A 21,515-nucleotide genomic window follows, 5' to 3' on the forward strand; every position below is an offset into this window, starting at 1 on the left:
TCCTGATGGCGGCTGCGGTGCCGGGAAGCCGCTTTCCCAAGCCTACGCCGGACACGCCTACCCCAACGAATCGCAAGATCCTGTTACGAGCTCTTTGGGCCCCAGGGTGCGAAGGGGAATTGGCTCCGCTGGGTGTACGAAGTTGATCTGGCTCCACCCCCAACACCCGGCGACGTGCACAAATTGCCGTGGGCCGTCCGCCTCGCGACGACAGGGTGTGGTCCGCCGTTCACGGTCATGTCGGGGCCGTGTCGGTCGGATGCACGGTCGTGTCGGGAGGCCGGGTTGGGTTTGTCGCGGAAGGCACGGGACGCTCTCCACCGGACCCCGGACACGAAACGGCCCTGACACAGGGCCCGGGGCTGCTCGCTACTTGCCGGCATAGGCGATGGCGAGAACGGTGAGGGTGCGGGGCGGCAGTGAAAACGGCAGTTCGCGTCATGCCGTGTCGTACAGGACCACGGTGACGTCTCCCACCGACTGTCAACGGCCTCGTAGTGCTCCCCGCGGGCGGCCAGTGATCTGCCCCGCTGGTGGCCTCGTGGGTGTCCCCGGTGGCGGCCAGATAATCTCCCCGCCATCGGTTGGTGTGGGTTAGCTGAAGGGCTTCACTCCCTTTCCGGTGGTGGCCTCGGTGAACCTGAACGAGTCACCCTGCGTGACGGTGACGTGGGCATGGTGGAGTAGGCGGTCGACGGTCGCGGTGGCCAGGGTCTTGGGCATGATCTCGTCGAATCCAGAGGGGTGGAGGTTGCTCGAAACCGCGATCGAGCGCCGTTCGTAGGCGGCATCGACCAGCCGGTAGAAGCCCTCGGCCGCGTCCGGGGAGACGGGCAGCAGGCCGATGTCGTCGACGATGATCAGGTCGGATCGGACGATCTTCGCGAGGGCTCGGGCGATGGAGTCGTCCGCGCGGTGGCGGCGGACGAGGGCGCCGAGGTCCTCGATGGTGAACCAGGCGACGGTCAGGCCGGCCTCGACCGCGGTCTGTCCGAGCGCTTCCGTGAAGTGGCTCTTTCCCGTGCCCGACGGGCCGCAGATACAAAAATTCTCCCGGCGGCCGACCCATTCGAGGCTCTTGAGGGCGTCCTGGGTGGCCCTGGGTATGGAGGACTTGTTCTCGTGCCAGTCCCCGAAGGTCTTGCCGGTGGGGAAGCCGGCCCGCTTGCGTCGGGTGTGGAGGTTGGCTCGGTCGCGTCCGGCCGCCTCCTCGGAGAGAAGGACGCGGACGACCTCGGCCGGGTCCCAGCGTTGGGCTTTGGCAGTGGGAATGATGTCGGTCAACGACCGTCGGATGTGAGGGAGTTTGAGTCGCCGGGTCAGTTCGATGGACTCGGCGAGCGGGTCGCCGCCCGAGCCGGGAACGGTGCGGAGAGGGGTGGCCATCAGAGCTGGTCGCTTTCGTCGTACTCGGAGATGTTCGAGGCGGTCGTGGTGGTGGCGCCGAAGGAGGACCAGGCGGAAGTGCCCGGCTGCAGGGAGTGGTCCTCGCTGCGGCGGATGGGCTCGGCGTGCTCGTGGACGGCCTGGTAGTCGAGGATCGACAACAGGTCCTTCTCGGCGAAGCGGGCGGTAACCGCGGCAGTGCCGAGCGCGCGGTCGACCTCCGCGACCGAGTAGAGCTTTGAGAGGGCGACGGCCTCGGCCATCTTCGCCTTGATGCGGCGGACTCCGGCCGAGCCGGCCTCGATCAGCCAGGATGCGGCGCCGGGTCCGAGCTGGAGGAACGCGGCCTCCTCCGCGGAGGTGGCTCTCGGGATGCGGTCGGCCTCCTTGTCCTCGCGCGGCGGGTAGTGGGTGTCGTCCAGGACCGGAGAGCCGGGCTGGCCGCGGTGGTGGCGGGCGACCTCGCGGGCCGATCCGTTCTCCTCGACGGCGGTGACGATCAGCTCGTCGCCGTGGAAACGGGCCCAGACCCGGGTGTCGATCAGCTCGTGCGGGACCGAGTAGCGGACCGCGTCGACCGAGATCGTCGATTCCCAGGTCACCCTGCGGGTGGTGCCGAACGCTGCGGTGAACGGCCGGCGCGGCAGCGGGTGCATCCGCTGGCGTTCCTCCGCGAGCCGCTCGACGGGCTTGCGCCGCGTCGCCTTGTGAGTTCGGGAGTTGACCTCGTCACAGAAGGTCCGGCAGGCGGCCTCGAGCTCGCCGAACGTCTTGTATTGCTCGCGCAGGTTCACGTCCCTGGGCACCAGGTCGGCCTTGGCGATCTTCACCGTGGACTCGCTGCCGCCCTTGGTTTCCGGGTCGGCCGGCAGACAAGTACGGATGGTCGTGCCGTAGTGCCGGGCGACCTCGACGATCTCCGGGTTGCGGACCGCGATCCCGGCGACGTGGTCGATGGTGACCGTCTTCTCGTTGTCCGTGAGGACGTAGGCGGGCACTCCGCCGATCCTGCGGAATGTGGCGTCCAGGCAGGCGGTGATCGTCGGCAGCGTCTTGTCCCAGATCGGTATCACCACCCGGAAACGGGACCAGGCCACCCACGCGCAGAACAGAGTGGTCTTGCGGCCCTTGATCACCGGACCGTCGCCGAAGTCGTACTGCAGCCAGAGTCCGGGCTCGGTCACCCACGGCCGGTAGACACGGCGCCGACCGGCTCTGAACTGGGCTTTTGCCTCGGCGACCGTGCGGCGGGTGGTGCGTTCCCCGCCGGTGAAGCCCATCGCGGCGAGCCTCTTGTGGACCACGTCCGCACGGATGCGGCCCTGCGACCGGACCACCAGTTCCTCGATCTTCGGCAGATAGTCGTCGATCGCTCTCGCCCGGTGACGGCGCTGGTCAGGATTCTGGCCTGCGGCCCGCATCTTCACATACCGGGCCACCGTGTGGTGGTCGCACCCGGCCAACTCGGCCGCGGCACGGTAACTGCCCGTGAGGTCGTATGCCTCAAGGATCTCCATGATCTCCCTGCTGTTCTTCACCCGCTCCAGCGTCGCCGAGCGGAACTACTCGGGGCGAGCGGGGAGAAATCTGGCCGTACGCGGGGAAACCCGTGGCCATAAATTGCGCGGTAAGTGGCCGCACACGGGGAGCTTACGGAGACCGCCGTCAACCGACACCCACAGCCGGAATGCGCCAGGTCGCAAGGTCTCGGCCAGTTTACGCGAGGGCGTTGTGGTCCTTGCCGTACACGGTGGACGATCACCGGATGGCGATGGCGGAGACGATCCTGGCGACGATCAGCGGCCTCGGCGGTGCTGGCCTCGGAGCCGCCGGCGCCCTCCTGGTGCAACGGGCGAAACACCGCGACGACGCCACTGCAGCAGCGGTCGCGGCGGATCGCGCGGACGACGCGCTCACGCTGGAAATCATCGCCACAGCACGCGTCGCAGCTAGGGCCTGGTTGACCATCTCGCAGCATGTCATCGCGGATCTGCAGAACGGGCGAGCTGTCGATGCCCAGCGCTACGACGACCAGCTGCAGGCGGAATATAAGGAGTTCACCTCGGCTCTGTACCGTCTGGGGGGTCGCCTACCGACGACTCGGCAATCTAGCGGGCCCGTCTCCGGCCCCCTCGCAGACCAGCTATCGGAATCCACGCAGCGCATCCGCGATGCCCTCTACGGCAGCACAGGCACTGCAGTCCTTCACGCGGAACTCGCCGAGCTTCGCTCCCAGGTCAGCACCGCCTACTCCGCAGTAAACACGTTCCTCGTCCGGGGGACCGAAGCTGTTATTGATCGGGAAATAGACTCTGGGCTCGACGGCGAGTAGTAGCGGGGCAGCCGTAATGCTGTGGTCGATCATGGTCTGGGGCCGTAGCGCGATGGAAGCCTTCCGCGCAGGCGTTCGGCTGGCGACTCACTGATCTGGTGTCGTCCCGGTTACGGGGTTGGAGTAGGACCGGGGCAACATCGGATGGCCACCCCCGTGACAGCCGACGGGCGAGTACGGCAACGGTGTCAGCCCGAGGCAGGATCACCGGCATGAGTGTGATGGGGGATCGCCCTGATGGTCGGACTGTACGGGCGATGCTCCACCTGCACGATGAGGGACTGCTCAGGATCGTGCATCCCGAGAAGGGGGAGCCGCCGGACCTCATGGAGCCATTCGGGCCACCCGCCCCCGCCGCCACTAGCTAGAACCACCCGATCGGGGTGGGGCCAAAACGATCTGGAACTGGGGGCGCGAAGCCGCCCGCAAGCGCCCCCTACGCGGCCGGACTGAGGCCAAAAGAACTCGGAATTCTGGTCCCAAAAACAAGTGCTTACAAATACGCGTCCGCATTCGAGCGGGTCACGACTTATCGTGGATCCGGGCTTCGCTTTGGCGTCCTCGCACCCGCATGCAGGTGGCGGCCGAGACGGCAATTGCCCCTGATGAGGGGATCTTCGCCCAGTTGGCCGGCCGCCAATGTAATGATCACCGAGAATCGTGTGACGAGGGCCTTGAGCGTTGGCGAGGCAGGCGATCCGGAAAGAGCCTTGCCCCTGATCAAGCCGCTGCCGCACCGGCAGCACATCGCCTTCGGTGCGAGGTCACGGAGGCCCTATCCAGATTCCGCCAGGTGCTGTGGCAGGAGCGGCGGGCTGGCTGGTCCTGCGTGTTCGTCGGCTTGTGTTGACCCACGCAGTGCTCGCTCTGGCCGCAGCTTTACAGGGGTTCTGCGCGTCGGCAGTGCTGGGGATTACGCTTATGCGCGGGGCGCGGTCTGGTCCCACGATCGGCGACCATGTGGCCCCGCCACGCGTTAACGTAGGGAATTAAGTTCAATCGCCGGGGAGTTGTGGATGCACACGCCCAGATTGTGTGGGGGCCTCGGCTGTGATGGCTACGCCTGCTCGGCAGGCATAACCCCGCGAGTCAGCGTTGGTGGCGGCGGCCTGCAGAAAGCGATTCCTTCGGGCTGGGCGCAGACAATTTCGGCGCAGCGGGCTGGGGGTGCAAGTCCTGCAGCAGGTCAGGAAGTGCTCGGCTTTGCGGTCGTAGCGCCTGTGTAGGCGGCGGGAGCCATTGAGTCAGGAGATGGTGAGCTCGCCCCCCCGCGCGGTGGTGGCCCAGCAAGCTCTCCACGTCTTGATAGGCGCCCTCGGCCTGGGCGTAACGCTGGTTGGTTGGCGAACAGGGCCCAAGGCCCACGCGGATGTCGCCGTTTTGGCCCTCGGCCGTCCATGTCGGCTCCGCCGGCCCGCCCTTGACCGTCGGGCGGCAGCCTAGTCCTTCCAGTCCTGGACGAGGAGCTCGAGCAGTACCTTGTCCAGGGACTCGCCCGGCACTCAGGCCGAGGAGCGCATCACGCCCCCGCGGACGAAGCCTTGTGCTCGGCGGAGCGCAGCATCGCGGTGTTGCCCGACAGCGTCTTGATCTGCAGCCGCTGCAGGCTGCGCACGACGAAATCGTAGTGGCACAGCACCGCGACCACGTCGGTGCCGTAGCCCTTGCTGCGTGAGGACGCAGGAGCCCAGCCCGATGTGTGCAGACCGGTTGTGGCTGTCGATGTCCCGCAGAACCGCGGTGCCGACCAGGGCTCCGCCCTCCAGCTCCACCGCGGAGAACGGGACGTGCCGTTGCTCCTTGTCGTCCACCACGAGCTGCGCGTCCTTCGGGCCGGGCGTGATCGGCCGCCACGGCCAGCCTTCGAGCCGCGAGGAGTTGACCACGTCGTCGTAAAGCTCAGCCTGCAGGATCGGGATGTGGTCCTCGTACCGGGCCCAACGTGATCGCCGCCAGCACCGCACGATCGTCGCACCGCTACCGTCCCCCACCCTGTGGGCGCGTTGGCGGCTCGGGCGCCACATTCTGGAACAACTGTCAGGTTGTCCGAGCTATTTGATATGACTGTCCATCATCGAATCGCCGAGTTCCTGTGCGGCCAAGCGACATGAGCCCTGGACCCCGCGCGAGCGGATGGGTGGGGACCGGGGAGAGGTGCGCCGCAGGCGCAGGGCAAGGGGGTCGACGTGTTCTCGGTTTCGTCGTTCAGGCAATGGCTGCAGGAAAAGCCCGAGCTGGTGCTCATGTTGTTCCGGCACGTCGAGAAGACGCACGGCCCTTCGGCCCTGTACTACCAGGGTGGTCCCGCGACCTCGAAGCTGGGTAAGATCTCTGGTGCCCGCATGTGGGTGACCCGTGCCCCCGAGAAGCTGCTTGTCAACCTCTGCGCGTCCGGCGCTAAGCTGGCGGACTGCCGGTTGTGCGAGCTGGGGTACGAGGAGCAGATATCGGATCCCAATCTCGAGCAGCTCACGCGGATGTTGAGAGATCTGCCGCCGGACCTGGCGCAGCTCATGCTCCACGGACTCTCCATCTTCGTCGATCTGCCAGCGCATCGGCACGCGCACGACCACGCAGAGAAGCTCCAAGAAGCCGCCGCGAGCGGTGCGGTTCCTCTGACGGAAGCCGACTACGAGCGGCTTTCCTGTGCGGTCCGGGCGGTGCGGGAGACCGGCTATACGGCGCGATCGGGCGCCGTTGGAGAGAAGAACGCTCGGCCAGGAGTGCAGGGGAGCGCGGTCGTGGTGAGACTGGATGCCGACGGGATCGGGGAGGAGACGGCCCGGCTGAAGGAGGTCGCGGAGGCTCTGGCCGGTCGGCTGGACGTCTTCGTCTCAGCTGTCCGCGCCGGACAGCTGGCCGGTGACCGGGAGTTGCTGCGCGAAGCCCTGTTGTGGGTTCGGGAGCGTCGGGCTCTGGGCCGTGCCCTCGCGGACGCCAGCGCGCCGGAGGCCTGGGGCGACGACCAGGACTGGGCGGCGGCCCAGTCGCTCGTCGAACGGATACGGGAGAAGGAGCGCCGTCGGCAGGAGATCGACCGGGAGATCGCGGAGACCGCGCAGGCGCTTGACGAGGCCCGCGCCGTGTTCGAGGCGACCTCGAGCGAGATGCTTCGGGGCCACCTCCGCAACCAGATCACGGAGTACGAGCAGCGGCTCCGGGAGTTGAGTGGAGAGGCGCCGGACGAGGGCGCCGCGTCGACCTTCGGCGGGGAGGCCAGCAACGGTGAGCTGGGGGAGGAGACCTCCAAGAGCGACCCGGACCCGGTGCCGGACCGCACCGAGGGCGGCGCGGAAGAAGCTTCTGACGCGGCCGAGCCGGCGATCGTCCTTGTAGAGGATGCCGGATCGATGTCCGCCACGAAAGATGAGAACCTCGCCGTCGACGATCCAACCGGCCCGACAGCTGAACCGGAGACGGAGCTGGAGCAGAGCCGGACGTCCCAGGCGCTCGAGCCGGAGGAGTTTGAAGAGCCGTGGAAGCCCGAGGAGCCCAGGCTCGGCGCGCCATCCGCTGCGGGCGGGTGGCCCGCAGCCTCGTCCTCGGAAGCTCCCGCGGCGAAGGACGCCCTGGTAGTCGACTCGCTCCCCGTACCCGCCCCTCGCCGTTCCACCCACAGCCCGAAGCCGGTGGCGGACGTGTGGACTGGCGCTCCCGCCCCAGTGGCGAACCTGGTCTCGCAGGGTCGGCTCGCCGAGTCCTACTGGCTGACCCGCGCTGCCGCCGCCCCGGCGCACCGCGCGCTCGCGCTCGCGTTCGCGAACGCTGCCTTCCACGCGTCCCCGGCCTGGGCCTCCGATCTGCAGGTGGAGGCCGAGGAGCTGATCGAGGCGGTCGGCGATGACCGTCCCTGGGACGACGACCGCGACGCTCACCTGGTCCTGCTGACCGCGGCCATCCGGAGCGGCCTCTCGGCACGATGGGCGAGCAGTGTCCTGACCGACTACACCTCCCTCTCGGGCCTGTCCGGGCCCTGGGCACGGGTGTTGGACGAACTGGTTCACGCGGTGCGGCAGTCAGCCGAGATCCAGCCCGGCGACCTGGACGCGCCCGCCACGGCGTCAGTTGTCGACCGGCGCGAAGAGATCGGCGATCGGGCTCGGCAGCTCGCGCTCGACCTGCCGCAGCGCACCATAAAGTACCAGCGCGGCACGATCGTGCTGCAGGTCCTCTCTGCGCCCGACGGCACGCTGGGACGCACCCTGGAGACGATCCAGGGCTGGGCCGAAGGGCGCGTCGAGGCCGCGGAACTGGCCAAGGAGATGGAGGAGCACTACAAGCGCTCCGATGCCGCCGACCGGATGATCGACGCCGTCGACCGAGCCAAGCGGACGCCAAAGCAGGCGAAGTCCTCCATCCACTCGGCGGCGCGCGACCAGCTCCGCGGACACATCAAGGGTGTCCAGGACCTGCTCACGGCGGCCCTGCGCATTGCCTCGTCTCCGCGCTCGTCCGGCGTCCGCGACGTCGGCCGGGACCTGATGAAGGCCATCACGGCCGTCCGCCAGGCCGAGCCGCTGCCCGGCGTGGGCGGCGCCCTCCTCGCGCTGCTGCTGCGCTGGCTCGATGGCTCCTACACGCTCGAGTTGTGCGACACGCGGTTCCGGCCGCCCGCCGACGGCCTGCTCCATCTGCCGGGCTTGTCCTGGCGGGTAGACGAGGGCCAAGACGATCCCGACCTCGAGCACCAGGACACGCTCAAGGCGATGCTGGGTCTCCTCGATCCGGTCATCCCCGACGTTGCGCTGCGCCGTCACTGGGATGAGGGCGACCTGCACCTGGCTGCCCGCCTGCTGGAGCGACTCGAGCAGGGGCTGGTCGTCGGCGCTGCCGTGCGAGCCGCACAGCTCTCTGAGTGGCGACAGACGCACACGGACAAGGCCGTCTACTGGCGGCGCAAGTGTGCCGAGGAGCACCAGCGCGCCCAGCTCGCTCTCGCCCAGATGCGGGTGCAGAACCTGCTGAAAGCAGAGGACGAGCACCATTTCACCGTGCGCCTTCTCGACCTGGAGGACGACCACGGCGACCGCCACGGGGCGCGTTTCCGAGCCATTGCCACAATCGCCAGCGACCTCCGTTCGCTGGAGAAGCGGCAGACGGAGCAGCTCTACCGTGAACTCGACGCCGCGCGCCTGACCGAGGCCGAGGATCGGCGTATCCGTGGGCTGCTGGACCGCCGCGAAGTGGTCGCGGCCGAGGAACTCCTGTCCTTCGCCCGTGGGGGCGAAGCGCTGCCCGCCCCCACCGAACCAGTCGGCGAGGAACTAGCTCGCTTCATGGCGGGCGTCGCTCACACCCAGGCCCCGCAGCCCACCCGGCACGGCGTCAGCGCCCGCTGGTGGGCGCAGCACTACGCGGGCAACGACCCGCTGGTACAGAACGCGGTCGCCGGGCTCGACTCGTGGGAGAACCTGATCCGCGAGCGCGACACGCGGAAAATCCGTGGCTCGGCCATGAGCGTCCTGCGCCTGCTGGGTCTCCACGTGACTGAGGCCAATGTCGAGGAGGGGCGGCACGGCGTCACCCGGCTGAGCGTGCGCGCCGACATCACGGAGAGCACACCAGGCTACGTTGCCGCCCTGGGTTCCCAGGCCCACCGCATGTACAAGGTCGTCGTCATCGCCGACGAACTGCGCGGCGAGGGCCCGCTGCGCCACCTCCCGGAGTCGGCCATCGGTGCCAATGTGATCCTCTACTTGCAGCCTCTCGGCATTGAGGGGCGCCGTCGACTCGCGCTCGCCTCCCGCAGCCGCGGCCAGCAGGCCCTGGTTGTCGACCCGGCCGTCGTCGGCTGGGTCGCGGCCTGTGCCCCGCGCTCGTTCCGGGCCGCACAGCGGGTCACCCTGCCGTGGACCGGATACACCCCGTACACCCCGCACGTCGCCGGCCTCGTACCACCGGAGGTCTTCAAGGGCCGGGCCGAGGAGATGCAGGAGGTCCTCAGGCCCGATGGCTCCATCTTCCTCTTCGGTGGCCGCCAGCTCGGTAAGTCCTCCCTGTTGCGGCAGGCGGTCGAGGTGTTCCAGAAGGCCGACCCGGATCGCCACATCGCCGTCTACATCGACCTCCTCAAGGCGGACATCGGACACGCGGAGCCGCCCGACGGCATCTGGCGGGTCCTGCTGGCCGAGCTGAAGCGCCGCGGCGTCATTTCGGGGAGCATCTCGGACCACAGCCCGGCCGATGACATTGCCGACAAGATCCGGCAGTGGATCGAGGCGGAGTCCGGCCGCCGCATCCTGCTGCTCGCCGACGAGGCCGACGCCTTCCTCACCGCGGACGCTCAGGCCGTCTACACGGGTGGCGGCCAGTCGACCTTCCGCACCGTCAAGCAGCTCCAGCGCCTCATGGAGGCCACAAGGCGGACCTTCAAGGTCGTGTTCGCCGGTCTGCACCAGGTGCAGCGCTTCAACCACCTCACCAACGTCGTCACGGCGCACGGCGGGCCCGGTGTCCTCGTCGGACCGCTCAAGCCTCAGGCCGCTGTCGCGCTCGTCGAGGAGCCCTTGGCCGCGGTCGGCCTCACATTCGAGCGCCCCGATCTGGTCTGGCACACACTTGGCGTCACCAACTACCAGGCGAACCTGGTGCAGATCTTCTGTTACCACCTCGTCGCCTACATGCAGCAGCGCGCCATGCCCGCTGGCGGACGCCACGCGCCGATCACCTGGGACGACGTCCAGGCCGTCGCCAACCTGGAGCGGGTCCGCGAACTCATTGCGGAACGCCTGCGCTACACCATCAACCTGGAGGACCGCTACCGCGTCCTCACCCTGCTGATCGCCCTGCGTAGTCTCGAGCACGGCTACGCTCATGCGACCCGGCCCCGGGAGTTGCTGGAGGAGGCGCACCGGATCTGGCCCGAGGGATTCCCCCTCAACAGCGAGCGCCAGTTGACCATTTTCCTCAACGAGATGGTCGGTCTCGGCCTGCTCATCAAGCTCCCTACCGAGGAGCGCGCATACGCGATGCGCAGCCCCAACGTGGTGAACATGCTGGGTACGCGCAACGAGCTCGAGAGCGAGCTGAACGACACCCAGTTCGATCTGCCCTACGACTACAACCCGCGGTCCGCCCGCCGTTCGGTGGGCGTCCTGGGCGGAGTCCAGCGGATGAGCCCGCTCACTGAGGGCCAGTTCGACGAGATGCTCAGCCACTCCAGCCGAACGACCGTCGTGCCGTGTACGCGGGCGCTCGGCGACCATCTCGTCGAACGCGGGCTGCGCCTGTACGGCGACGGCTACGGCCTCGAGGTGGTTACTGTCGGGCCCGACGACGACCTCGTCGACGCGATCACCGGGAACTCGCACCGCAAGCGGGGCTCCAGACTTCTCTTCGTCGACCTGCGCGGCCGGACGGGCGCCCAGGTGAAGGAGGCCGTGCAGTGGCTCGTCGAGCACACAGGCGGCACGGTGATCGATGCCGAGGCGACGTCCGGCGCGCCTCGACGGTACGCGGTCGTTCTCTGCTCTCCGGACGTGGCGGTGGAGGCAGAGACAACGAACGCCGGCCTCGTCTTTCCGCAGCGGTGGACCGTCGACAGCGTGCGCGCCTGGCCGGAGTCGCCGTTCGGGTCGCCGCAGGAACGGCGCGGTCTCATCGACGCCACTGGCGGCTGGCCGGGTCTGGTCGAGCTCGCCATGCACAACGTGCGCTCCGGCATGCGGCAGAGGGAGGTCCTCCAGGGCCTGTGCGAGCAGTTCAGCACCCCCGCCGCCGCCGCCGCTCACCTGCAGGCAGCAGGACTCGCCGACGAGGATGTCTCCCGTCTGACGGCCTGGGCCCAGTTCTACAGCGCCGAGGAGTACCTGGCCGACAAGGCCGTCATGTCTCCTGGGGACCTCGCGGCCGCGTTCTTCGACGAGAGTGACGACGACCACGCCCTCCAGGCCGCCGAGCGCCTCCTCGAGCGCCTTGAGCGCCTCGCCATCCTTGACCCTGCCGAGACCGGCGTCCGGCTCGACGCGGTCAGCTTCCGGGCCCTGAAGGCGATCGGCCCCGCGCAGTGAGCGCCGCGGACGGAGCGACGCGCGGCACCGTGTCCGAGGACACGGGGGCCGATTCCCCGAACACCGGTGCTGGGGGCGCCTCAGTCTCGGCGACGTCCGTCCCGGTCCCGGGAGCCGCCGGGACCGGCCGGGGGATCGAGGACGAGGACCTCGCCCGTCTCCCGGGTCCGCGTCGGCACCTCGACCTGCTGGAAGCGGACCTCCGTTCCGGCCGCAGCTGTGTCTGGTACTTTCCCGACCCCGTCGTCGAGTCCGGTCGCGCCGACTTTTTCGTGCGCGAACTGGCCCACCGCCTCGAGGCGGTGGTCCCGGTGCCCGGACTCGTCTCGCTGGCCGACCGCGATGCCGGACTGGCGTCAACGCCCGCCCGGCGGGCGCTGATCCCCGATCCACGCGGACCTCTCGTCGACACGGACGTGGCCTGGGACACCGGCGTGCCCGACGACCCGTACAGCAATCTGCTCAGTGAGCTCGTCGCCCCGGTCGGTGCCGCTTTGCCCGACGATGTCGCCCCCGCTGTCCCGACCTCGGCCTTGACGCTCGAGGAGCGCCTTGCCAAGGAACTCGGCATCAGCAGTCACCCGGCCGAGGCACTAGCCGACCAGGCCGCAGCTGGCCACGCACCCCCCACAATCGTCGTCCGCTGCTGGAACGAGACTTCTCCCGAAGAGGCCGCACGGCTCCTTCGCGTCGCCCAGGCCACCTTCCACGAAGCCGGCCTGCACGGCCGCGCGCGGCCCCGCTTCCTCTTCGCCGCCCGTGCCGGCGACCTGCCCCGCGCGGTCCTCGGTGACCACGGCCGGTCCTCGGTCCACTGGTGGTGGAAGGTCTGGACCCGTCTGGACACCGAGGTCCTCATGGTCTGGCGATCCCACGCGGGCGCCGAGGACGCGGCCCGCGCCCTCCTCCGGCGCGTCACTAACGCGGTCGTCGCCGAGGTCTGCGGACCCGACATCGACCGCGCCCTCGCCCTCCGCGACGCCTGGGGCGGCGGAGACCTGGACAGTCTGCGCACCGCGCTCGCCAGGCTTTTCTCTGGGGAGGACCCCGCTGAGGGCGAGTCCGCACCGGGCGGGCGCATGTCCACCGCCCACGCCTGGGCCCCCGACGCCGAGATCCACGACGCCTGGGCCCGCGGCTCCGTCGACAGCTGGGACGGGCGCATCCGCCCCACCCAGGCCCGCTGTCTTCTGGACTCCGGCTCCCACGAACTTCGGGTCCTCGTCTGCCACGCGCAGAACCAAGTCCTCCTTCCGCTCGTCGAGGAAGCCCGCACGGCTCTGATCCGCGTCGTGCCCGGACTGCTCCGCACTGAACACTTCACCCTTCGGGACTTCTGCGAGAAGGCCCGCTCGCAGCACCGGGGGAACAGGAACGGCGAAGGGGACGGCGTGCCCGACCTTCACGAACTCGAGATTGGCGGACTTTCTGCTGCCGCGTACATGCTGAATCTGACCACCGCGCAACGTCAGCGCCTGCGCGTGCTGCACACCGCCCGCAACACCCTCTCCCATCGGACTCCGCTTGACCACAACGACCTCCTGGTCCTGACGAAGGTGCTGACCACGGACTGGACCGTCGGCTGAGTCGACCCTGGTTCACGGAGCCGGCACGTCGTGGCCCGATGCCACCTCCGGCGGGCGCCAACCGGAGCGTTGGTGGACGGCGACCTGGCCCGGTACGCCTCGCATACCTCCTCGTCCCGCCGGCCATGGCCTCGGCGGAAAATGCCTCCATGCGGTTCGTCACGGAAATCGGCTCCGTCTAGGGGCAGCGGTGGGGCAGGAAGGCGTGGTGGCTGAACTGCTGTGGCATGACGTCAAGTGCTTCTTCGACCCTGACCTAATGGGGTCGCTGCCGGATGTGTGTTCCTGACACCTTGGTGCAGGACTGGCAGGCGGTCCTTGATCTTGTTATCGCGTCCGGATGGCGGTTCCAGTACGCCGAAGACGGGACGGTGCTGCCGGTTCCGCGGGCGGAGGCTGCATTGTCCCGCCCGGCTGGTGCCGAGTGTCCTGTGCTGCGGGTGTGGCCAGCTGCCGATGTGCTGGCGATCTTCCACTTTTATGCGACGGAGCGATTGACTTTGATGTCCGAGGGTGGCAACGGCAGTCATCCGGTGCTCGGGTTTGATGTCGAGGCCGACCAGGTGGTGCTGCTGGCGGAGCCGCTGGTCATGTGACCGCGGCTTGCCAGGGCTGTGTGCGTCCCGTCGCGGAGCATCGCGAGGAGGACGCCGGCCCGGCGCCGAGCGAGGCAGAGCAGGGAGCGGACGCTTTGTTCCCCGGCCCGGTAGCGGCCGGGGTCGGTGTCCTGGTAGCGCTCGATGCACTGGTGGCGGGATCAGCCCGTCGCTGACGTCGGTAGGAAGGCTCGATGGAACGCCAGGGTGAGTGCTACCGCTCTACCGCCGCGCCTACTAACGTAGGGAATTAAGTTCAATCGCCGGGCAGCGGTCCATGACCATGTCCAGCCCCGCCTCACGGGTACGTGCGAAGGCCGCCTCGTCGATCACGTTCAGCTGGAACCAGACGGCCTCCGCACCGGCGGCGACCGCGGAATCGGCAACCGCCCCGGCCAGGGCGCTGTTCACGAACACGTCCACGACGTCCACCTTGAACGGGATCGCCTCCAGCGAGGCGTACCCGGGCTCCCCGTGCACCGTCTCGGCCTTCGGGTGGACGGGGACCACGCGCTTCCCGAACTGCTTGAGCACGCGCGCCACCCCGTAGGCCGCCCGGTCCTGGTTGTTGGACAGGCCCACCACGGCCCAGGTGTCGCCGAGCTCGGTGAGGATCTTGCGGATGGTTGCCGGATCGCCGTACACGCGTGCCGCCTCCTGCTGGTCTGGATCTTTGCGGGTTCCGACTTCTCAACGGAAAAGACGCATGTCGGATTCCCCGCAGACACCTCAGGGTCCGTGGTTTCCCCAGCGGTTCCAGAGCGTGTGGTGCCAGTCGGTGGCGTCGGGGCCCGGGCGTGTCACTGGCGGCATCGGTCCTGGGCTGGTTTCGATCAGGTGGAGCAGCGTCCAGGCGACGCCGTAGCAGTCGTCGGGGCCGAAGCAGGCAGCCAAGGCATGCGCCTCGTCGGGCGTGACGGGCCTGGAGATGGCTTCGAGTTGTCTGAATCGCCGGTCGACGATCTCTTCGTCGTCGGTATCCCAGTCGGGGAGGGGGCCGTCGGTGATGAACGCCTGGACTTCGGGTCTCATCTGCGAATGGTCGAATGGCGTGGGCAACCTGAGCAAGGGGCGTTGGCGCAGGTCAGGCGACTTCCGTCAAGGTAGCTGAGAGTGGGGTGGGGGGAGGGGAAGGCGGCCGGACCGTAGTTGGCCACGGATTAGGGTGGAGAGGTGAAGGCAGACCAGTACGTGACGGTGGCCCGCGAGGGCGTGCACGAGTCGGAGATCAACCGCTCGCGCTTCCTGTGTGCGCTCGCGCCCGCCGCGACCGAGCAGGAGGCGCAGGACTTCGTCGCGCGGATCCGCAGGGAGCACCCCACCGCCTCGCACAACTGCTTCGCCTACGTGATCGGCGCCGACGCCTCCGTGCAGAAGGCCAGCGACGACGGCGAGCCCGGCGGTACCGCCGGGGTGCCCATGCTGCAGATGCTCACGCGCCGCGACATCCGGTACGCGGTCGCCGTGGTCACCCGCTACTACGGCGGCGTCAAGCTCGGCGCCGGCGGTCTGATCAGGGCCTACGGCGGAGTCGTCGGCGAGGCCCTCGACGCGCTCGGCACCGTCACCCGGCGGCGCTACCGGCTGGCCACCGTCACCGTCGACCACCAGCGGGCCGGGAAGACCCAGAACGACCTGCGCTCCACCGGCCGCACCGTCGTGGACCTGCGCTACGGCGCCGCCGTCGAGATCGAGGTCGCCCTGCCGGAGGCGGACCTGCCCGGTTTCGAGGCCTGGCTCGCCGACAGTACGGCGGGCAGCGCCACCCTCACGCTCGGCGGAGAGACGTACGCGCCCTGAGCGCGCCCGCCACGGGCCGCGATCTTCCGCAGCGGAATCCACAAGGTTCATGCGGTTCTGTCGGACGCCACCCGTAGGCTGTCGTCGGGAAACGAGGGGGAGACGATGACTGACGACCGCACGGCAACCGTTCCGGTGTGGACGCTGGCGACGGGTGACGTCCGGGTGCCCGCAGTGGCCGGGGACGAGCCGATGACGGCCGAGCGCTTGGCCGAACTGCGCAGTGTGCTGGCAGTCCTGGCCGACGAGCCGATCGCCACACTCGAGGTGCATCCCCTGCCCGACAAGCTCGACCGCGGTCGAGGCATCCCGCTCGACCTCGCGAGTCCCTTGGCGCAGCACCTGTCGCAGCTCATCAAGGAATCAGCGCCGAATTCCTCCGTGGCGGCCACGGCGACCGCTGCCGGTGAAGGCCTGTACCGCATGGTGGTCCCGGCGAAGGTCGCCGCCCAGCTCGGTCAGGGCATTGTCCGCCCGATGGCGTCGAAAGCGGCGGCCGGCGGCATCCACGGTTCGCTCGTGAGCTCTACGGGCATCGCCGCCCAGGCGACGTTCGTGCCCATCGGCAAGGCGGCAGCAGCAGGCGCGGCCGGTGGAGCCGGTGCGACAGCCGGCGTCGCGGTCGCCGGCAGCGCGGCGCTCACCGTGGCCGCGCCCCTCGTGCTCATGGCCATAGCGGTGGGGGTGAGCGCGAATGCCGACCACAAGCGCCAGCAGGCCATCGAGCGCATCACGGAACTGCTCGAGGAACTGCACGAACAGAAGCTCGAGGACGAGCGCAACGAACTCGACGGCTGCCGCGATGCCATCGACAAAGCCACAGCCGTTCTGCTCGACCAGGGCAAACCCGGTGTCTCGCTGGGGCTGGACTCGGCAGTGCACGCCATCAGCAAGTCCCTGGCCGCAGCTGACCGCCGCCTGGCCAAGTGGCAGAGCGCACTCGACGAGCTGCCCGACGGCAAGCCGGTCGAGATCGGCAAGCTGAACAAGTCGTTCCCCGGCATCGACGACCACGGCGGCAAGTTCCGCACCCATCTCGCACTCGCTGCCTTGACCATCGCGCTGAAGCGGCGGGTCATCGTCCTGCAGGCCGTCGAGCATGCCCAGCTCGACCGTGGCAACTTGTTCGCGAACTTCACCCGCGCGCTCAAGGCCGACCAGCAGCGCCTCGACACACTGGAGTCGGGCATCGCCGGGGTCCTGCAGCGCCTGTCGGCGTTGGACCTGGCACGCACGTCGGGTTTGGTGCCGCTGATGCACATCGGTGACGTCGATCGCCTCCTGCGCGCGGCAAACGGGCTTCGCAAGCTGGGCGACGGCGTCGTGGCCAACAGCCCCACGACCGACGTGGCGATCGAGATCGCCCGCGACCAGGACGGCTCGGTGATCGTGTTCCCCGCGCTGCCCGCGTAGGCGCAGGCGCGCGCTCGCGGCCGGCGTCCTTCCGCGATGTGAGGAGGATCGCCGGCCCGGGGAAATGACTGCCGATGTCCAGGCTGATCCGACGTGAGTGGTGGATCATGGGGCGACATGCGTTAGCGTGGCATGAGTTGTCGGCTGGCCCCGTGCTGGTTCGTGCTGGATTTTGAGCCGCAGTAGGGGTAAACGTGCAGGTCAGGGCGATTTCATGAGATTCCTGCACACCTCCGACTGGCACCTCGGCCGATCCTTCCACCGTGTGAACCTGCTCGGCGCCCAGGCCGCCTTCGTCGACCACCTCGTCGAGACCGTCCGCGCGCGCGAGGTCGACGCCGTGCTCGTTGCCGGGGACGTCTACGACCGGGCCGTGCCCTCGCTGCCGGCCGTCGAGCTGTACGACCGGGCCCTGCACCGGCTCGCCGAGATCGGCGTGCCCACCGTGATGATCTCCGGGAACCACGACTCCGCCCGCCGCCTCGGCGTCGGGGCCGGACTGATCGGCCGGGCCGGGATCCACCTCAGGACCGACCCGGCCGGCTGCGCCGACCCCGTGGTGCTGGCCGACGTACACGGTGACGTGGCGCTGTACGGGCTGCCGTACCTGGAGCCGGCCCTGGTCAGGGACGAGTTCGCCGCGGAGAAGGTCAGCCACGAGGCCGTGCTGGGCGCGGCCATGGAGCGGATCCGGGCCGACCTGGCCACCCGCCCGCCCGGCACCCGCTCCGTCGTCCTCGCGCACGCCTTCGTCACCGGCGGGCAGGCCAGCGACAGCGAGCGCGACATCAGCGTCGGCGGAGTCGAGGCAGTGCCCGCCTCCGTCTTCGACGGGGTGGACTACGCCGCCCTCGGCCACCTCCACGGCTGCCAGACGATCAACGAACGGGTCCGGTACTCGGGTTCCCCGCTCGCCTATTCCTTTTCCGAGGCTGATCACCGGAAGAGCATGTGGCTGATCGAGCTCGGTGGGGACGGGGAGATCGCCGCCGCCGAGCGGATCGACACGCCCGTGCCCCGGGCCCTCGTGCGGCTGCGGGGGCGGCTGGAGGAGCTGCTGGAGGAGCCCGCGTACGAGGTCCACGCGGACGCCTGGGTCGAGGCGACCCTCACCGACCCGGTCCGGCCCGACGACCCCATGGCCCGGCTCGCCGCCCGCTTCCCGCACACCCTCAGCCTCGCCTTCGACCCCGAGGGCCGCGAGGAGGAGGCCGGCACCTCCTACGCCCAGCGGCTGCGCGGCCGCAGCGACCAGGAGATCGCCGAGGACTTCGTCGCCCACGTACGCGGGGGCGGGCACGCGGACGAGGCCGAGCGGGCCGTGCTGCGGAGCGCCTTCGACGACGTACGGACCGACGACAGCCGCCAGGAGACCCACCGATGAGGCTGCACCGGCTGGCGGTCACCGCCTTCGGGCCCTTCGCCGAGCCCCAGGAGATCGACTTCGACGCCCTGTCCGGCGCCGGGATCTTCCTGCTGCACGGGCCCACCGGCGCGGGCAAGACCTCCGTCCTCGACGCCGTCTGCTACGCGCTCTACGGCTCCGTGCCCGGCGCCCGCCAGGCCCCCGGCACCAGCCTGCGCAGCGACCACGCCGCCGCAGACACCCCGACCGAGGTCACCCTCGAACTCACCGCGGGCGGGCGCCGCCTGGAGATCACCCGGCGCCCGGAGCAGGACCGGCCGAAGAAGCGCGGTACGGGGACGACGAAGGACAAGGCGCAGAGCTGGCTCCGCGAGTACGACGGGGAACAGTGGCGCGCGCTCAGCCGTTCCCACCAGGAGATCGGCGAGGAGGTCGAGCAGCTCCTCGGCATGAGCCGCGAGCAGTTCTGCCAGGTGGTGCTGTTGCCGCAGGGGGAGTTCGCCAAGTTCCTGCGCGCCGACGAGGCCGCGCGCGGCCGGCTGCTCGGGCGGCTCTTCGACACCCGCCGCTTCGCCGCCGTCGAGACCCTGCTCGGCGAGCGCCGCCGGGCCGCCGAGGCCAAGGTCCGGGCCGGCGACGAGAAGGTGCTGCACACCGCCCAGCGGCTCGCCCAGGCCGCCGGGGGCGGCGCCGACCTGCGGGCCTGGCCCATGCCCGGACACCAGCCCGGCGACCCCGGCCTCGCCGAGGCCGTCCGCGCCTGGGCGGCCGTCGCCCGGTGCGCGGCCCGCGAGCGGCGCACCGTCGCCGAGTACGCCCTGGCGGCCGTCGAGGGCCGGCACGCCGCCGCCCGGCGGGCCGCCGAGGACGCCCGGGAGCTCGACCGCCTCCAGCGCCGCCACGCGGAGACCACCCGCCGGGCGGCCCTGCTCGCCGAGGCCGCACCCGAGCGGGCGAGGGTGCGCGGCCTCCTGGACCGGGCCCGCCGCGGCGCCCTGGCCGCCCCCGCGCTGGAACTGCGCGGCGCGGCCTCGGCCGCGCACCTCGCCGCCGCGCACGCGGAGTCGGCCGCCCGGGCCGAACTCCCGCCGGTGTACAGGGAGGCGGGCGCCGAGCAGCTCGCCGGCGTCGAACAGGGGCTGCGCGAGGCGCTCGGCGCGCTGGGGGCGGCCCGCCGGGACGAGCAGCGCAGCGCCGAGATCGGCCGCGAACGGGCCGACCTGGAGCGGGAGTCCCGGGCCGCGGAAGAGGCCCACCTGGAGTCCGCCGAGTGGCTGGAGCACTGGGAGGCGACCCGGGCCGCGCTGCAGGAGCGGGTGGACGCCGCCCAGCAGGCCGCCACGCTCGCCGAGCAGCTCGCGGGCAAGCTGGAACCCGCCCGCATGCACCTGAACGCCGCTTGCCGCCGGGACGAGTTCGCCGCCGAGGCCGAGCGCACCGAGGGCGAACTCCTCACCCTGCGCGAGCAGTCCGCCGCCGCCCGGGAACGCTGGCTCGAGCTCAAGGAGGCCCGGCTGCGCGGCATCGCCGCCGAGCTCGCCGAGGCCCTGGTCGCCGGGGAGGCCTGCGCGGTGTGCGGTTCCGCCGAGCACCCCGCCCCCGCCCGGCCGGCACCCGGCCACGTGGACCGGGCCGCGGAGGACGCCGCCCAGGCCCTCTCCGAGCGGGCCGAACAGGCCCGGGCCGAAGTCGAACGCAGGCTCGCCGCCACCCGGCAGGCCCGCACCGAGGCCGCGGCCGCCGCCGGGGACGCCACCACCGCGGAACTCCTCGCGCTCACCTCAGACCTGAGCGCCCGGCACGCCGCCGCCCACGCCGCGGCCGCCGGCTGGCGCGCCGCCCGCGAGCAGCTGGAGCGCGCGGAGCGGGAGCACGCCGCGCGCAGCGCCGACTGGCAGGGCGCCGAACGCCGGGCCGCGGCCAGGGCTTCGCGCCGCGAGGCGCTGGACCGGGAGCAGGCCGCGCTGGAGGCGGAACTCGCCCAGGTCCGGGACGGGGCGCCCACGGTCGCCGCCCGCCAGCGGACCCTGGAGGACCGGGTCCGGATCGTCTCCGGGGCCGCCGCCGCACTGCGCCGAGCCGAAACCACGGCCGCCCGGCTCAAGGAGGCCGACGACCAGCTCGCCGACGCCGCCTTCAGGGCCGGCTTCGACACCATCGAGGAGGCGGCCGACGCCGTCCTGCCCGAATACGAACGCACCGCGCTCCAACACCGGCTGGACACCTGGCAGGCAGAAGAAGCCATGCTGGCCGACCGCCTCGCCGAGACCGACACCGCCGAGGCCGCGGCCCTGCCCCCGGCCGCACCGGAGGAGGCCGAGGCGCACGCGGCGCGGGCCGCGGCGAAGCTTCGTACGGCAGGATCGGCCTTCGACGCGGCCCGGGTCCGGTGCGAGGAGCTCGACCGGCTCTCCCGGCAGGCGGAGCACGAACTGCGCGCGCTGGGCCCGCTGCGCGAGGCCTACGACCGGGTGGCCCGGCTGGCCGGGCTCACCGCGGGCACCTCCGCCGACAACGAGCGCAAGATGCGGCTGGAGGCCTATGTGCTGGCCGCCCGCCTGGAGCAGGTCGCCGCCGCGGCGACCGTACGGCTGCTGCGCATGTCCGGCGGCCGCTACACCCTGGTGCACTCCGACGCGCGGGCGAGCGGACGGGGGCGTTCCGGGCTCGGGCTGCACGTGGTCGACGCGTGGACCGGCAGCGAGCGCGACACCGCCACGCTGTCCGGCGGCGAGACCTTCTTCGCCTCGCTCGCCCTCGCGCTGGGCCTCGCCGACGTGGTCACCGACGAGGCGGGCGGCATGCGCCTCGACACCCTCTTCATTGACGAGGGCTTCGGCAGCCTCGACGACCAGGCGCTGGACGAGGTGCTGGACGTACTGGACTCGCTGCGCGAGCGGGACCGCAGCGTCGGCATCGTCAGCCACGTCGCCGACCTGCGCACCCGGGTCCAGACCCAGCTGGAGATCGTCAAGCAGCGCGGCGGCTCCGTGGTGCGCCACCGTACGGCGGGGCTCACGGACTGAG

General features: G+C 70.2%; 11 protein-coding genes and 2 pseudogenes. 8 read left to right on the forward strand and 5 right to left on the reverse strand.

What is annotated here, in order from left to right; translation table 11 throughout:
* Positions 1 to 594: 594 nt before the first annotated feature.
* Together istB and istA are read right to left on the reverse strand one after the other, a co-directional pair.
* Complete coding sequence (gene istB / locus AB0O21_RS13910; protein ID WP_365170655.1) at positions 595 to 1,386, reverse strand: IS21-like element helper ATPase IstB; 792 nt, start codon at positions 1,384 to 1,386, stop codon at positions 595 to 597.
* Positions 1,386 to 2,924 (reverse strand): IS21 family transposase, encoded by a 1,539-nt coding sequence (gene istA / locus AB0O21_RS13915; RefSeq protein ID WP_365170657.1) that lies wholly within the window; start codon positions 2,922 to 2,924, stop codon positions 1,386 to 1,388. The genes istB and istA overlap by 1 nt, the downstream gene beginning before the upstream one ends.
* 227 nt (positions 2,925 to 3,151) lie before the next feature.
* Between istA and AB0O21_RS13920 the strand changes: the two genes are divergently transcribed.
* Positions 3,152 to 3,718: a hypothetical protein gene (locus tag AB0O21_RS13920; protein ID WP_365170659.1), complete on the forward strand. Its 567-nt coding sequence runs from the start codon at positions 3,152 to 3,154 to the stop codon at positions 3,716 to 3,718.
* 1,505 nt (positions 3,719 to 5,223) lie between these two features.
* Here the strand turns inward: AB0O21_RS13920 and AB0O21_RS13925 are convergent.
* Positions 5,224 to 5,685: pseudogene (locus AB0O21_RS13925) on the reverse strand (GNAT family protein); the annotation flags it as partial.
* Positions 5,686 to 5,904: 219 nt separating this feature from the next.
* On the opposite strand from AB0O21_RS13925, the gene AB0O21_RS13930 reads away from it, so the two are divergent.
* The 3 genes and pseudogenes from AB0O21_RS13930 to AB0O21_RS13940 all read left to right on the forward strand — a co-directional run bounded on the left by AB0O21_RS13930 (position 5,905) and on the right by AB0O21_RS13940 (position 13,909).
* The gene (locus AB0O21_RS13930; protein WP_365170661.1) at positions 5,905 to 11,727 is read left to right on the forward strand and encodes a hypothetical protein; all 5,823 of its coding nucleotides are present in this window, start codon (positions 5,905 to 5,907) and stop codon (positions 11,725 to 11,727) included.
* 29 nt (positions 11,728 to 11,756) lie between these two features.
* Positions 11,757 to 13,313, forward strand: a complete 1,557-nt coding sequence (locus tag AB0O21_RS13935; protein ID WP_365170663.1) for a hypothetical protein — start codon at positions 11,757 to 11,759, stop codon at positions 13,311 to 13,313.
* A gap of 208 nt (positions 13,314 to 13,521) precedes the next feature.
* Positions 13,522 to 13,909 (forward strand): annotated as a pseudogene (locus AB0O21_RS13940) (hypothetical protein).
* A gap of 237 nt (positions 13,910 to 14,146) precedes the next feature.
* Here AB0O21_RS13940 and AB0O21_RS13945 read toward each other — a convergent pair.
* A complete protein-coding gene (locus AB0O21_RS13945; protein WP_365170665.1) occupies positions 14,147 to 14,554 on the reverse strand; it encodes a CoA-binding protein in 408 nt (135 codons plus the stop codon).
* A gap of 84 nt (positions 14,555 to 14,638) precedes the next feature.
* On the reverse strand, positions 14,639 to 14,941 hold the full coding sequence (locus tag AB0O21_RS13950; protein WP_365170667.1) for a hypothetical protein: 303 nt from the start codon (positions 14,939 to 14,941) through the stop codon (positions 14,639 to 14,641).
* Between the two features lie 141 nt (positions 14,942 to 15,082).
* Between AB0O21_RS13950 and AB0O21_RS13955 the strand changes: the two genes are divergently transcribed.
* From AB0O21_RS13955 to AB0O21_RS13970, 4 genes are all read left to right on the forward strand, one after another.
* Positions 15,083 to 15,709: a YigZ family protein gene (locus AB0O21_RS13955; protein WP_365170669.1), complete on the forward strand. Its 627-nt coding sequence runs from the start codon at positions 15,083 to 15,085 to the stop codon at positions 15,707 to 15,709.
* A gap of 105 nt (positions 15,710 to 15,814) precedes the next feature.
* The gene (locus AB0O21_RS13960; RefSeq protein ID WP_365170671.1) at positions 15,815 to 17,122 is read left to right on the forward strand and encodes a hypothetical protein; all 1,308 of its coding nucleotides are present in this window, start codon (positions 15,815 to 15,817) and stop codon (positions 17,120 to 17,122) included.
* 214 nt (positions 17,123 to 17,336) lie between these two features.
* Complete coding sequence (locus tag AB0O21_RS13965) at positions 17,337 to 18,506, forward strand: exonuclease SbcCD subunit D (RefSeq protein WP_365170673.1); 1,170 nt, start codon at positions 17,337 to 17,339, stop codon at positions 18,504 to 18,506.
* Complete coding sequence (locus AB0O21_RS13970) at positions 18,503 to 21,514, forward strand: SMC family ATPase (RefSeq protein ID WP_365170674.1); 3,012 nt, start codon at positions 18,503 to 18,505, stop codon at positions 21,512 to 21,514. Before AB0O21_RS13965 ends, AB0O21_RS13970 begins: the two co-directional genes overlap by 4 nt.
* The last annotated feature ends 1 nt before the right edge of the window (position 21,515 follow it).

The sequence above is a fragment of the Streptomyces sp. NPDC091371 genome (assembly GCF_040684275.1).
Classification (GTDB): Bacteria; Actinomycetota; Actinomycetes; order Streptomycetales; family Streptomycetaceae; genus Streptomyces.